This is a genomic window from Enterococcus sp. 4E1_DIV0656, from assembly GCF_002140695.1.
Lineage (GTDB): Bacteria > Bacillota > Bacilli > Lactobacillales > Enterococcaceae > Enterococcus_D > Enterococcus_D entomosocium.
The window spans coordinates 2,053,158-2,067,717 of the sequence record NZ_NGLF01000001.1 but is presented as its reverse complement, the minus strand read 5'-3'; the positions used below and the strand labels follow the sequence as shown (position 1 = coordinate 2,067,717).

8 protein-coding genes, 1 tRNA gene and 2 rRNA genes (1 of these 11 running past the window's edge) are annotated in these 14,560 nt (G+C 42.7%); all 11 read right to left on the bottom strand.

The window, feature by feature from the left end:
- A 23S ribosomal RNA gene (locus A5882_RS09690) occupies positions 1–726 on the bottom strand; it reaches 2,189 nt to the left of the window's first position.
- A gap of 179 nt (positions 727–905) precedes the next feature.
- A tRNA-Ala gene (locus tag A5882_RS09685) sits at positions 906–978 on the bottom strand.
- Between the two features lie 76 nt (positions 979–1,054).
- Positions 1,055–2,614: ribosomal RNA gene (locus A5882_RS09680) — 16S ribosomal RNA — on the bottom strand.
- The 16S and 23S rRNA genes sit together here with 1 tRNA gene alongside, the layout of an rRNA operon.
- Before the next feature lie 616 nt (positions 2,615–3,230).
- Complete coding sequence (locus tag A5882_RS09675) at positions 3,231–4,736, bottom strand: HAMP domain-containing histidine kinase (protein ID WP_034872519.1); 1,506 nt, start codon at positions 4,734–4,736, stop codon at positions 3,231–3,233.
- Positions 4,737–4,750: 14 nt separating this feature from the next.
- Positions 4,751–5,437, bottom strand: coding sequence for a response regulator transcription factor (locus tag A5882_RS09670; RefSeq protein WP_005229193.1), 687 nt, complete (start codon positions 5,435–5,437; stop codon positions 4,751–4,753).
- Positions 5,438–5,576: 139 nt separating this feature from the next.
- Positions 5,577–6,998, bottom strand: coding sequence for an NADP-dependent phosphogluconate dehydrogenase (gene gndA, locus A5882_RS09665; RefSeq protein WP_005229192.1), 1,422 nt, complete (start codon positions 6,996–6,998; stop codon positions 5,577–5,579).
- Between the two features lie 184 nt (positions 6,999–7,182).
- Positions 7,183–7,362, bottom strand: coding sequence for a 50S ribosomal protein L32 (gene rpmF / locus A5882_RS09660; protein WP_005229191.1), 180 nt, complete (start codon positions 7,360–7,362; stop codon positions 7,183–7,185).
- 56 nt (positions 7,363–7,418) lie between these two features.
- Complete coding sequence (locus A5882_RS09655) at positions 7,419–7,979, bottom strand: DUF177 domain-containing protein (protein ID WP_016619881.1); 561 nt, start codon at positions 7,977–7,979, stop codon at positions 7,419–7,421.
- A 195-nt stretch (positions 7,980–8,174) separates the two neighbouring features.
- Positions 8,175–9,959 carry a pyruvate kinase gene (pyk, locus tag A5882_RS09650; RefSeq protein WP_008377816.1) on the bottom strand — a complete coding sequence of 595 codons (1,785 nt, stop codon included), beginning with the start codon at positions 9,957–9,959 and terminating at the stop codon, positions 8,175–8,177.
- 84 nt (positions 9,960–10,043) lie between these two features.
- Complete coding sequence (pfkA, locus tag A5882_RS09645) at positions 10,044–11,006, bottom strand: 6-phosphofructokinase (protein WP_005237177.1); 963 nt, start codon at positions 11,004–11,006, stop codon at positions 10,044–10,046.
- Positions 11,007–11,167: 161 nt separating this feature from the next.
- A complete protein-coding gene (gene dnaE / locus A5882_RS09640) occupies positions 11,168–14,479 on the bottom strand; it encodes a DNA polymerase III subunit alpha (protein ID WP_086299274.1) in 3,312 nt (1,103 codons plus the stop codon).
- Positions 14,480–14,560 lie beyond the last annotated feature (81 nt).

The window sequence follows — 14,560 nt, the reverse complement described above, 5'->3', positions numbered from 1 at the left end:
GATCACATGGTTTCGGGTCTACGACAACATACTCATTCGCCCTATTCAGACTCGCTTTCGCTGCGGCTCCGTCTCTTCAACTTAACCTCGCATGCTATCGTAACTCGCCGGTTCATTCTACAAAAGGCACGCTATCACCCATTAACGGGCTCTAACTTGTTGTAGGCACACGGTTTCAGGATCTATTTCACTCCCCTTCCGGGGTGCTTTTCACCTTTCCCTCACGGTACTGGTTCACTATCGGTCACTAGGGAGTATTTAGCCTTGGGAGATGGTCCTCCCGGATTCCGACGGAATTCCTCGTGTTCCGCCGTACTCAGGATCCTCCTAGGTGTTATCCAAATTTCGCCTACGGGGTTTTTACCCTCTTTGACATACTTTTCCAAGTATTTCGACTATCTGAATAGACTACCATATCGGAGTCCTACAACCCCAACAAGCAAGCTTGTTGGTTTGGGCTTTTCCCGTTTCGCTCGCCGCTACTCAGGGAATCGAATTTTCTTTCTCTTCCTGCAGGTACTTAGATGTTTCAGTTCTCTGCGTCTACCTCGACTGCGCTATGTATTCACGCAGACGTAACATCCTATAAAAGATGCTGGGTTTCCCCATTCGGAAATCTCTGGATCATAGCTTACTTACAGCTCCCCAAAGCATATCGGTGTTAGTCCCGTCCTTCATCGGCTCCTAGTGCCAAGGCATCCACCGTGCGCCCTTATTCACTTAACCTTTGACCTTACGGTCGGTTTTGAGTACTTCTTCTAGCGATAGAAGGTTGCTCAAGAAAATAAGCGTTGAACTTATTAAAAAACTCTTTTAACATTTCAACTCGGTGTGTGTTACTTGTTTTGATTATTTCTTCGATATCCAGTTTTCAATGAACAAAGCATAACGACCATTGTCGTTAATGGAGCCTAGCGGGATCGAACCGCTGACCTCCTGCGTGCAAAGCAGGCGCTCTCCCAGCTGAGCTAAGGCCCCGGGTATTTACTTGAGAGTAGACCTCTCAAAACTGAACAAAGGCAAACGATGTGTAGTCTTCCGAAATATTCCTTAGAAAGGAGGTGATCCAGCCGCACCTTCCGATACGGCTACCTTGTTACGACTTCACCCCAATCATCTATCCCACCTTAGGCGGCTGGCTCCAAAAAGGTTACCTCACCGACTTCGGGTGTTACAAACTCTCGTGGTGTGACGGGCGGTGTGTACAAGGCCCGGGAACGTATTCACCGCGGCGTGCTGATCCGCGATTACTAGCGATTCCGGCTTCATGTAGGCGAGTTGCAGCCTACAATCCGAACTGAGAGAAGCTTTAAGAGATTAGCTTAGCCTCGCGACTTCGCAACTCGTTGTACTTCCCATTGTAGCACGTGTGTAGCCCAGGTCATAAGGGGCATGATGATTTGACGTCATCCCCACCTTCCTCCGGTTTGTCACCGGCAGTCTCGCTAGAGTGCCCAACTAAATGATGGCAACTAACAATAAGGGTTGCGCTCGTTGCGGGACTTAACCCAACATCTCACGACACGAGCTGACGACAACCATGCACCACCTGTCACTTTGCCCCCGAAGGGGAAGCTCTATCTCTAGAGTGGTCAAAGGATGTCAAGACCTGGTAAGGTTCTTCGCGTTGCTTCGAATTAAACCACATGCTCCACCGCTTGTGCGGGCCCCCGTCAATTCCTTTGAGTTTCAACCTTGCGGTCGTACTCCCCAGGCGGAGTGCTTAATGCGTTTGCTGCAGCACTGAAGGGCGGAAACCCTCCAACACTTAGCACTCATCGTTTACGGCGTGGACTACCAGGGTATCTAATCCTGTTCGCTCCCCACGCTTTCGAGCCTCAGCGTCAGTTACAGACCAGAGAGCCGCCTTCGCCACTGGTGTTCCTCCATATATCTACGCATTTCACCGCTACACATGGAATTCCACTCTCCTCTTCTGCACTCAAGTCTCCCAGTTTCCAATGACCCTCCCCGGTTGAGCCGGGGGCTTTCACATCAGACTTAAGAAACCGCCTGCGCTCGCTTTACGCCCAATAAATCCGGACAACGCTTGCCACCTACGTATTACCGCGGCTGCTGGCACGTAGTTAGCCGTGGCTTTCTGGTTAGATACCGTCAAGGGATGAACGTTCTACTCTCATCCTTGTTCTTCTCTAACAACAGAGTTTTACGATCCGAAAACCTTCTTCACTCACGCGGCGTTGCTCGGTCAGACTTTCGTCCATTGCCGAAGATTCCCTACTGCTGCCTCCCGTAGGAGTCTGGGCCGTGTCTCAGTCCCAGTGTGGCCGATCACCCTCTCAGGTCGGCTATGCATCGTTGCCTTGGTGAGCCGTTACCTCACCAACTAGCTAATGCACCGCGGGTCCATCCATCAGTGACGCAAAAGCGCCTTTCAACTTTCTTCCATGCGGAAAATAGTGTTATACGGTATTAGCACCTGTTTCCAAGTGTTATCCCCTTCTGATGGGCAGGTTACCCACGTGTTACTCACCCGTTCGCCACTCTTTTTCTTTCGGTGGAGCAAGCTCCGGTGAAAGAAAAAGCGTTCGACTTGCATGTATTAGGCACGCCGCCAGCGTTCGTCCTGAGCCAGGATCAAACTCTCATAATGATTTGTTTGAATGACCATACGGTCATTAAGCTCATAAAAATTAACTTTGCTAGCTATTGCTTGCATGTATTTGTTTCAATAAATTGAAACGTCCTACACATTGGTTCGTTTGCTTGCTTTGTTCAGTTTTCAAAGGTCTACCGTGCTGCGTTAGCAACTTTTATATCATATCAGAGCGACGTTTGATTGTCAACTCTTTTTTAAAAGTTTTTTTCAAGAAGTTGTTATTTAACTTCTCTCTTAACCTCAGCGACTTTTTTATCTTACCATCTCAACCGTTATATGTCAAACACTTTTTTGAAAAGTTTTTTTGATTTATCAGGTTTTTTCAGAGACGATATTTTTTCGACTTTGTTATAATAACACTTGTAAAATGTTTCGTCAACAACTAATTTCAAAAAAGATCAATCAGTGTTTGTTACAAATGTCTTAACAAGGACAAGTAATAATATAGCAATTCTTAAAGGAAAAATCAACTAAAAAAATAGGCTTTTTGACAACTATTTTCATAGGCGAATTATTCATTACCAAACGATTCGAACGTTCGTTTATAAGCAGTGTTTCGGCACTAAATCTATCATTTAAGAATGAAAAAAGAGAACTTAAGCTTTTTTGCTCAACGTTCTCTTTTCGTCCGATCTTCCGTTTGAAGAATCGGTATATAAATCCGAAAGATTGTTCCTTGGCCAATGACACTCTCCGCCGTGATTTTTCCTTTATAGCTTTCCAATAGTTGTTTTGCTATAGATAACCCCAAACCATTGCCACCTTTGGTTCTAGCACGAGCTTTATCTACCCGATAGAAACGATTGAAGATCTTATCGAGGTCTTCTTTGGAGATGCCTTCCCCGAAATCTTGGATGGCAATTTCAAAAGATTGACGATCCAATGAAATGGATAGATGAACTTCTTTTCGATCAGTGGAATACTTTACTGCGTTATCCAAGACAATAATAATGATCTGTTCAAAATGATTGCGATAGATTTTCAGCTTCAACTCATGATACAAATCATCATCCAATGTAAAGACAAAATCCGGATACAGTATTTTAAAGTTATTGAACACTTGATAGACAACTTCTTTTGCATTAGTTGTTTCATTTGCATAATGAACATCCACTTGTTCCGCTCTTGAGAGATCCAACATTTCCTGTACTAGCGTCTTCATTCGACTGATCTCTTGCATACTGGCTGCGAGGGACTCATCCAAGATCTCTGGATCATCTTTCCCCCAACGTTGCAAAAGATTCATGTGTCCTTCAATGATTGCTACGGGTGTCCGTAACTCATGAGAAACATCTTCAACGAATCGCTCTTGCTGCTCAATGTACAGGCGCATGCGATCCAACATCTCATTAAATATATCTGCTAAATCAGACAGTTCATCGTTCGTATTTAATTCTGGCATATGCACGGTTGACTGCGGGTTTTTCCGAACAGTTTCCATCGTATCCCGTAATACCTTTAATGGCTGAAGGAAATACGCTGATAAAAAGAACCCGAGTACACTGCTGAGAATCAGAGAGACGACTTCTAAGATAATCAAAGTCAGCAGCAGTTTGCTGCGTATTTCATAAAAAGAAGTCAACTCATAAAATGTTTGAGCATAGCCAATCCGCTCTCTGGTGCCTTTTGAATAAATGGGTTGGATCGAGAGAAAGCCTGTGATACCATCCAGCGTTACGATGGTTGGCGCTTTGCGCTGCGTGTCGATCAGTGCTAAATCATTTTCATGGGTTTTAAACACAAGGTCCTCATTCAAATTATAAACAAACAGGCTCAATGGTGCTTGGCCTAATTCCGAAATAAAGGAGTCGATTTTCATTAAGTTGCCATCGATCGTTGAAGTGCGATCATAAATGCTCGTCGTCCCCGCATCATTTTTGGTTAAATTACGATACGTTCGGACCAATGTTAGTTCTTGATCCGAATTGGCTAAACGAGAAGCAACCTCTGACATCGTCCGCTCCACATTGTTTTCTTCTTTAGCGACGATCAAATTCACCGATGTTTTATAGGTGATCACGGCAAAGATCGTAAATACGACGAATATAAAGAAAGAACTTGCGAAGGCCCACTTTACAGTTAAAGAAGGCCCCTTCAGTTCTTTTAATTTTTTCATTCTTTTTTTAAGGTTCACGACCGCATCACATAACCTGTACCACGAACGGTTTGGATATAGCTTTCCTCCCCTGGTACATCAATTTTATTCCGTAAGTAGCGGATGTAAACATCGACAACGTTGGTTTCAACTTCTGTCTCATAGCCCCAGACTTTGTTTAATAAAACATCTCTGGCCAAAACGACATTAACGTTTTCCATTAAAGTCAACAATAGCTCATATTCGCGTTTCGTTAGTTCAATGACATCTGTTCCGCGACGAACGACACGATTTTCTTTTTCAATCGTTAGGTCTCGGTATGTGATCGTGGTTTGTTTTGCAACGTTTTTGTCCCCTTCGATATCAATACGGCGAAGCAACGCACGTAAGCGTGCCAGCAATTCTTCAATTGCAAAAGGCTTCACAATATAATCATCAGCACCATGATCCAAACCTGATACTCGATCAATCACGGAATCTCGTGCGGTCATCATGATGATCGGGGTGTTCTTCGATTGACGCACGCGGCGGCAAACTTCTAACCCATTTAACTCAGGAAGCATCAGATCCAATAAGATCGCATCCCATTCATTATTCAGCGCCGCATCCAGTCCCGTCCGTCCGTTATAATGAACTTCAGTATTATACCCTTCATGCTTCAATTCTAATTCCACAAATCGAGCTAAGTTCTTTTCATCTTCAATGATTAGAATATTACTCATTATTGATAGCCCCTTTATTGATTATTCTGCCTTTAAATTAGACATTATCTGTCTTATTTTATCATGTATCTAAAAAATAAAAAAGAGATTGACCGAAAGTTCTCACTTTCGGTCTTTCTCTTTTGGATTCTCTTAAAGCTTACGCTTCATCATACCATGAATAATGGAAAATTCCCTCTTTATCTGTCCGTTCATACGTATGCGCTCCGAAGTAATCCCGTTGTGCTTGGATCAAGTTCGCTGGCAAACGATCAGAACGATAAGAATCGAAGTACGCGATCGCAGATGAGAACGTCGGCACAGGTACTCCTGCTTGGACAGCTAGTGCAACTACTTCACGTACAGAAGATTGATAACGTTTCGTAATATCTTTGAAGTAGTCATCTAATAGTAAGTTTTCAATGTCGGCATTCTTGTCATAAGCATCCGTGATTTTTTGTAAAAATTGAGCCCGGATGATACAGCCTGCACGCCAAATTTTGGCAATTTCACCAAAAGGAAGATCCCAATCATACTCTTTTGATGCTGTACGTAATTGCGCGAATCCTTGTGCATAGCTCATGATCTTACTGAAGTATAATGCTTCGCGGATCTTATTGATAAACTCTTCTTTGTTTCCTTCAAAAGCAACTGCTTCTGGTTTTGGTAAGACTTTGCTGGCATTGACCCGTTCTTCTTTGTAAGCCGAGATATAACGGGCAAAAACAGATTCAGTGATCAATGGTAGTGGTACGCCTAGGTCTAAGGCACTTTGGCTTGTCCATTTCCCAGTTCCTTTATTACCAGCAGCATCTAAAATCACATCAACGATTGGTTTGCCTGTACCTTGATCGTCTTTGCGAGTCAAAATATCCGCTGTGATCTCAATTAGATAGCTGTCTAATTCGCCTTTGTTCCATTCAGCAAAAATATCAGCCATTTCATCAACAGATAGACCTAATATGTTTTGCATCAAGTCATAAGACTCAGCAATCAGCTGCATGTCCCCATATTCGATCCCGTTATGAACCATTTTTACGTAATGGCCTGCACCGTTTGGTCCAATATAAGTCACACAAGGTGTTCCATCTTCGGCTTTTGCAGAAATTTGTTCCAAGATTGGCGCAACCAATTCATACGCTTCTTTTTGTCCTCCTGGCATGATCGAAGGACCTTTCAAGGCGCCCTCTTCCCCACCAGATACACCTGTACCGATAAAGTTGATTCCTGAGTTTGCCAACTCTTCGTTACGACGAACCGTATCTTTAAAGAAGGTATTTCCGCCATCGATCAAAATATCGCCTTTGTCTAGATGAGGCAATAATTCTTGGATCGTTGCATCTGTCGCAAATCCTGCTTTTACCATTAATAAAATACGACGTGGTTTTTCAATAGATTGAACAAATTCTTCTATCGTATAGGTTGCTTTAAAATTTTTATCTGGATGTTCTTTTACTACTTCTTCTGTCTTTGAACCAGTACGGTTAAATAAGGCAACTGAATAACCGCGGCTTTCGATGTTCAACGCTAAGTTTTTGCCCATAACAGCCATACCGACAACGCCGATTTGTTGTTTTGTCATCTTTCATCCTCCTAAGATTCAATTATCTTTTTCATTATAGCGCAAATGTACCTGCTTTTGAACTATTCTCTTTCGCTGGACAAAAAATATTTCTGAAAAGTTCCATATTCGTCAAAAAAACAAAAAAACCTCAGGCTCCATGGTTAGCCTAAGGTTTTAGAATCCTCTTTCTGAAAAAAAGGAATTATGCTTCTTTTGTTGCTACGTCTTTGCCATCGTAATGACCACAGTTTGAGCAGACATGGTGGCTTTTTTTCATTTCACCACAGTTTGCACATTCGTTCAAACCGTTGATTGTCAATTTGTAATGTGTACGACGTTTTGCCTTCTTCGCTTTCGAAGTTTTTCTAGCTGGTACTGCCATTTTGCTACACCTCCTTGTTAATGAACGCAACCTTGAGGCTGCAATTTATTCCAATCCTACGCGTTATCGTCATCTGATTCAGTGAATAATTCGGATAATTTTGCAAGACGAGGATCAACTTGTTGAGCTTGCGCTTCTTTTTGATTTGCAAAGTCTTCTTCTGACAAAACAGCCCAATCGTTGCCAGATGGCATTGCTGAACCTTGCTTTTCTTCTTCTGTCAGGACTTGCAAAGGAATCGCAAGTAATAGGTTATCAGCGACAGATTCATCTAAGCTGATGGTTTGACCTTCAACGATCAAAACTTCTTCTTCGACGATCATTTCATCGCGACGCTGAAATTGCTCTGGTGTCATGAAGTGTTCATCCACTGAAAAATCAAAAGGAATCGCTACAGGTGTCAAAGAACGAGTAGATGGCAATGTCATCGTCGTTTCTACTTGATAGTGCAGCAAGTATCCTTGCTTATCAACACTCATCAGCCCTTTTACTTTTACAGGAGACAAATCAATGATCTGTCCATCGCGTTTTATCAGTTGACTCTTTAAGTCAAGTGTTTCTTCAAACATCAGCGGTGTCTCTTGGTATTTTTTTAATTCCAATAAAGACCATTTCATTTTTATCACCCCTAAGCAACAAAAGCAATTATACAGGGCTTCTGAGGCTTTGTCAATGAAATTTTCTTGACACCTTTTTCATTTTTGATCGTGTCATTTTAATGCCCTTTCTCAAGGGATTTCGACCCTCTCAAAAAAACAACAGGAAGCGCACAACGTGCACTTGCCTGTTGCTTGATCAATCGTTAAAAATCATTAGATCGCTGTTGTTTCTCCACGATAAACGATACCGCGACGAGAATCAAGAGTAACCAATTCGCCATCTTTGATGGTTGTTGTTGCGTCTTTGGCACCAACGATGACTGGTAGATCTTTCGCGATTCCGACAACTGCTGCATGAGAAGTCAAGCCGCCATCTTCAACAACTAAAGCTGCTGCTTTTTCGATTGCTGGCATATATTCTTTATCTGTTGTTGGTACAACTAAAATCATGCCATCTTTTGCTTTCGCAATTGCTTCTTCGGCACTGTGAGCGATCACGGCATTGGCAACAACTGATTTTTCACCAATCCCTTGCGCTTCAAGCAATTTTGATCCGATCAATTGGATCTTCATGACGTTGGTTGTTCCGCGTTCACCAACAGGAACACCGGCTGTGATCAAGATTAGATCGCCTTCTTTAGCAAAGCCTAAATCCACTGCTTGTTTTGCTGCTAATTCAAACATTTCATCAGTTGTTGATGGTTTTTCAGCAACGGTTGGGTAGACACCCCAGTTAAGCATCAAGCCGCGTTTTGTGCGTTCGTCAAATGTGACAGCTAAAATGTCAGCATCTGGACGATATTTAGAGATCATTTTCGCAGTGTAGCCAGATTCAGTCGCTGCAACGATTGTTTTAACCCCTAGGTTTTTCGCCGCACGAGCAACAGATAAACCGATTGTTTCTGTTACATCTGTTTTATCGAATTGGTTGATTTGGAATGTGCTGTTTTCTGATAAAGCTTTTTCAGCTTCAATGTCGATCCGTGCCATTGTTGCTACTGCCTCAACAGGGTAGTCACCGTTTGCTGATTCACCAGAAAGCATTGTTGCATCGGTACCATCAAAGACAGCATTGGCAACGTCAGAAGCTTCTGCACGGGTTGGACGTGGGTTTTGTTGCATTGACTCTAACATTTGTGTTGCTGTGATAACTGATTTACCAGCAGCGTTACATTTTTTAATGATGCTCTTTTGAACCATTGGTACTTCTTCAGCAGGGATCTCAACACCCATGTCACCACGGGCAACCATGATACCATCAGAAACTTTGATGATTTCATCGATATTATCGATACCCTCTTGTGATTCGATTTTAGAGAAAATTTGCACATGAGTCATGTCTTTTTCTTCTAAAATTTCACGAATTTCTAAAACGTCTTGCGCTTTACGTACAAATGAAGCGGCAATGAAGTCGATATCGTTATCAAGACCAAAACGGATATCTTCTGCATCTTTTTCAGTAATACCAGGTAAGCTGATTGATACACCAGGAGCGTTGACCCCTTTACGTGATCCTAACATTCCAGCATTTTTAACAACAACCACTAATTCGCGGGTTGCTTCGTCTTTTTCTTTGATTTCCATGTCGATCAAACCATCATCAAACAAGATGTGTCCGCCCACATGAACATCTTCAAATAAACCAGGATAAGTTACAGCAATTTTTTCTTTTGTTCCTTTGTGTTCTGGATCCATTGAAATGCGTGTTTCATCGCCAACGTTAAATTGGATGTATCCAGCACGACCAAAGTCAGCTTCTGTCGTATTTTGTACAGTTGTACGGATTTCAGCACCTTTTGTATCTAAAAGGATACCGACATCTTTACCAGTTTTCTTCACGGCTTCACGAACCATTGTCATACGCGCTAATTGTTCTTCATGATCTCCATGAGAGAAGTTAAAGCGGAAGACATTCGCACCGGCTTCAATCAGTTGAGAAATAATTTCCACACTGTTACTTGCTGGTCCTAATGTACTTACGATCTTTGTTTTTTTCATTACTAAACGCTCCTATTCATTTATTTAAAATAGCTAATAAGCTTTTTTTACAAAATTACTGTTGCGTTGCTCTAAAAAATCTCTTTAGAATGAGATTTCTTTGTTCAAGTTATACAAGCTAAGATCTGGTTTGTGACGATTGTTTTCAAGGGTTTCGATAATATCAGAAGCAATCATTTCATTGTTTTCGATACCGATACATAGACCGCCTTTGCCTTGTTGCAATAATTCAACGGCATATGAACCAAATTTACTTGCTAACACACGGTCACGAGCGCTTGGTGAACCACCACGGACAACGTGTCCTAGAATTGATACACGGGTATGGAAATCGCCGTATTCAGAAAGTTTGTCAGCAAAATCATTTCCGCCCATCACGCCTTCGGCTAAAACGATCAAGCAATGTTTTTTCCCGCGGTCGCGTCCTTCACGGATACGATCAGCAACAACTTGCATGTCAAAATCATGTTCTGGGATGATGATTTCATCCGCACCACCGGCCACACCTGACCATAAAGCGATATCGCCAGCACCACGTCCCATTACTTCGATCACAAATGTGCGGACATGTGATGTCGCTGTATCACGGATCCGGTCAATCGATTCTAAGACAGTATTGATCGCTGTATCAAAACCAATCGTGAAATCTGTTCCTGGAATGTCGTTATCGATCGTTCCTGGAATCCCGATTGCTGGGAAACCGTGGCGAGTAAGTGCCATCGCACCATGGTAAGATCCATCTCCACCAATCACGACTAGCCCTTCGATGCCAAATTTCTTTAATTGCTCGATTCCTTTTAATTGCCCTTCTTGTGTCGCAAATTCTGGATAACGTGCTGAATATAAGAATGTTCCACCACGTTGAATTTTGTCACCAACATCAGCAACATCTAAGCGACGAATGTCGCCTGCGACTAGTCCGGCATAGCCATAGTTGATTCCGTATACTTCAAGTCCGTCAAAAATACCCTTTCTGACAACTGCGCGAATCGCTGCGTTCATTCCTGGTGCATCGCCGCCACTGGTTAGAATTCCAATGCGTTTCATTATTCTTTCACCTCATCAAAAGATTTTGTTTAGGGAAGCCCCTGTTTGCTAGTTTTCAAGTAATAACCACGAGACATATTCTACCATTATTCCATGAAAATGTCTTGAAATAGTGGGAAAAAGTTGAAAAAAGTGTAAGTTGAATTATCGTTTTCGGAAAATTACTTGAAAATTACATTTCCATTTCCTAATAATGCCTTCAGTTGTGTGACAAAGTTCGGCTCATCCGTTACCCAGTTTTCTTCTGCTAATAACACTTTTTTGCCACTACTTTCATAAAACATCACCACTGGAATATTTCCTTGATGCTGCTTCATTTCCTTCGACAATGCTTGCAGGTGCGACGTTTCGGCTTCAGCAGAAATCTTTAAGTAGCAAGTTTGTGACGCAATTTTATTTTGAACGTTTTCTGCTAAGTCTATTTTATCAGCAATGAGTTGGATTTCACCATTGTAACGACTTACCTCGACCTTTCCTTCAATATAGAGAACAGCATTTTCTTCGATCAAGGAACGCACTTGTCGATAAACGATGGGAAAAATCGTTACTGAAACTTCTTTGCTAGCATCCGTTCCTTCAACAAATGCCATCTGTTCGCCTTTTTTTGTACGTATCTCCCGAATCTTGCGGACATACAAAAGGATGCGGACCCGTTCATTCGGAACCAGATCGGCAATATCGGTGATTTGTTTTAATTGATGCAATTTTTGAAACTGTTCTACGGGATGGCCAGACAAATAAACACCTAAGTATTCTTCTTCCAAAGCCAGTTTCTCTTCCAGTTTGTAATCAGCAACGGCTTCTTCTTTTAAAGCCATGGTTTCTAAGAGATCCAAACTGCCGCCACTATAAGTAATATTTTGGATTTTCCCTTCTAGTTGGATCAATGCTTGTTTTCGATTAGGCGCAATCACATCGAATACACCGATGCTCAAAAGCGGCAATAAATAGTCCAACTTTAACCACTTGCTGTTCCGCTGATTCAAGCGAAGTAAAAATTGATCCATGGACGTGAAATTGCCATGCTCTTTTCGTTCTGTCAAAATGTCTTGGATCATGTCGCGCCGAATCCCTTTGATACTGCTGAACCCAAAGCGGATTTGTTTCTCATTTTGCAGTTGAAAACTAAACCCACTGGTATTGATCGATGGTGGCAATACTTCTACGCCATAACGTGCGGCTTCATTTAAGTATTCTTTCATTTTGCTTGCAGTATTGCGTACCGAGTGCAAGATCGAAGCAAAAAAAGGTGCCGGATAGTGCACTTTCAAGTACGCCATTTGAAAGCCGATAAAGGAATAGGCAAACGCATGGGAACGGTTAAACCCATAGTTGGCGAAGCGCTCAATATAGTCATAGACCAAATTGGCGGTCTTCTCGTCATAATGATTGGCCAACGCACCTTGCACAAAATGGCGACGTTCTTCATCCAACACGTCTTTTTTCTTTTTACTGATTGCTCGCCGCAAAATATCTGCCTGTCCTAGGCTAAAACCAGCCATTTTGGAAGCTACTTGCATGATCTGTTCTTGATAAACAATGATTCCGTAAGTGTTTTGCAAGATTGGAATCAAGCTGTCATCCGGATAAGAGACCCGCTCTTGTCCTTTTTTCCGCTTGATAAAAGTATCAATATTTTGCATCGGTCCCGGGCGATACAAGGCATTGACTGCAGCAATGTCTTCGATACTTTCTGGCCCTAGCTTGCGCAAGACATTGCGTATTCCCGCTGATTCAAATTGGAAGATCCCTGCCGTCTCCCCTTTTTGAAACAAACGCAATGTTGCTGGATCATCAAGAGGAATCTCTTTTTGGGTTACGATTTGTTGGCTGATTCGTTTGATACCTTTCAAGGTATTATCAATGATCGACAAGTTTCTCAAACCTAAAAAATCCATCTTCAATAGGCCAATGGCTTCCACGTCATTCATGGTAAACTGGGTCAGCCAAATCCCATCGCTGCCTTCTTGCAAAGGCACCAAATCAAGCAGATTCTTGTCACTGATCACCACACCGGCGGCATGGGTCGATACGTGACGGGGCAGTCCTTCTAAGATTTTGGCGACTTGAAACATTACTTGATTCCGCTCATTGAACGAAACCAGCTCTCGCAGCTGATTGGATTGTTCATAAGCAAGATCTAAGGTCATTTTCAAGGCATTGGGGATGGCTTTTGACCAGCGATTAGCTTCACTTTGCGAGAGACCAAAGACCCGAGAAACATCTCGCAAAACCATTTTGGCCGCCATGGTACCAAACGTGGCAATCTGTGCCATATATTCTTGCCCATATTTTTGGCGCACATACTGTAAAATCTCGTCTCTGCGATTGTCAGGAATATCTAAATCAATATCAGGCATCGTGTAACGTTCTGGATTCAAGAATCGTTCAAACAAAAGATCGTATTTGATTGGATCTACGTCGGTGATCGATAAAACATATGCCACCAGTGCTCCAGCAGCCGATCCCCGTCCAGCGCCGGTAACGATCTCTTGTTGGTGGGCAAAGTCCATGACGTCCCAAATAATCAAGAAATAGTCATCAAAGCCCATCTTATGGATAACGGACAACTCATAATCCAAACGCTGTTCGTACGCCGATGTAACGTGGGCAACACGCTGAGGCAGACGCTCAAAACAAATTTTCCGCAAATAGTCCGCAGCACTTTCTTCGGCTGGTAGCGGGTAATGAGGCAACAGCCGCTGATGCAGCGGCAGCTCGACGGCGCATTCAGCTGCAATCCGCTGATTATTCATCAATGCCTGCGACGCTTCGCCAAATGACGCAGTCAATTGGTCTGCCGGTTGTAAAAAAAGCTGCGTAGTCGCTTGCTCTTTTGCCTGACGAAAGTCTTCAATTTGCGAACCATCTTTGATATGGGTCATCACTTTGACTGCAAAGGCTTCTTCTTGTGCTAAAGCCGCGATGGGTTGATACGCACATGGTGCAATGTTTTGCTCGTTAAACCAAGCGATCGTTTCTGGATCTAGCCCTTTGCTAGTAATCCCTAAAAACAAGCTCTCAGAATCAAATTTATGGCTGATTGCTCGCAGTGCTTCTTGATTGGCTTCTAGATCATCGTGCTGAGAAGGCAGAAACCCCTCGCCTTCAGGCAGCAAACCAAAGAGATCCTGCAAAGAATCACAAGCAGCTAAATTCAACTGCTCGGTGATCATTTTTTCACTTGATAAACGCATCAAAGTTTGATAGCCCTTGAGGTTTTTGGCAAATACGTACAATGGAAAGGACATTGATCCCTCTCCGAAGGTACAGTCGAACAAAGCGCCAAAAATCGGCTTGATGCCCTGTGCTAGGCATTGTTGATAAAACTCGACCGCGCCATAGAGAACATTATGATCGGTCAGCCCCAATGTCTGATAGCCCATCTTTTTGGCTTGCTCTATATAGTGAGGAATTTTGATCGTACTTTGCAGCAACGAATAGGCGCTTAAGGTGGTGAGCTGTGAATACATTGAAATCCCTCCAAAAATGAAAATTCTCTTTCTTTCTGCTAGTAAATAGATTTGAAAAACAAAATGAAAAAGTGAAAATCT

Bases quoted from the DNA above. Each gene is read 5' to 3' on its own strand.
- rpmF (WP_005229191.1), bottom strand. From the start codon at position 7,362: ATGGCAGTACCAGCTAGAAAAACTTCGAAAGCGAAGAAGGCAAAACGT.
- dnaE (WP_086299274.1), bottom strand. From the start codon at position 14,479: ATGTATTCACAGCTCACCACCTTAAGCGCCTATTCGTTGCTGCAAAGT.
- pyk (WP_008377816.1), bottom strand. From the start codon at position 9,959: ATGAAAAAAACAAAGATCGTAAGTACATTAGGACCAGCAAGTAACAGT.
- A5882_RS09670 (WP_005229193.1), bottom strand. From the start codon at position 5,437: ATGAGTAATATTCTAATCATTGAAGATGAAAAGAACTTAGCTCGATTT.
- A5882_RS09655 (WP_016619881.1), bottom strand. From the start codon at position 7,979: ATGAAATGGTCTTTATTGGAATTAAAAAAATACCAAGAGACACCGCTG.
- gndA (WP_005229192.1), bottom strand. From the start codon at position 6,998: ATGACAAAACAACAAATCGGCGTTGTCGGTATGGCTGTTATGGGCAAA.
- A5882_RS09675 (WP_034872519.1), bottom strand. From the start codon at position 4,736: ATGAAAAAATTAAAAGAACTGAAGGGGCCTTCTTTAACTGTAAAGTGG.
- pfkA (WP_005237177.1), bottom strand. From the start codon at position 11,006: ATGAAACGCATTGGAATTCTAACCAGTGGCGGCGATGCACCAGGAATG.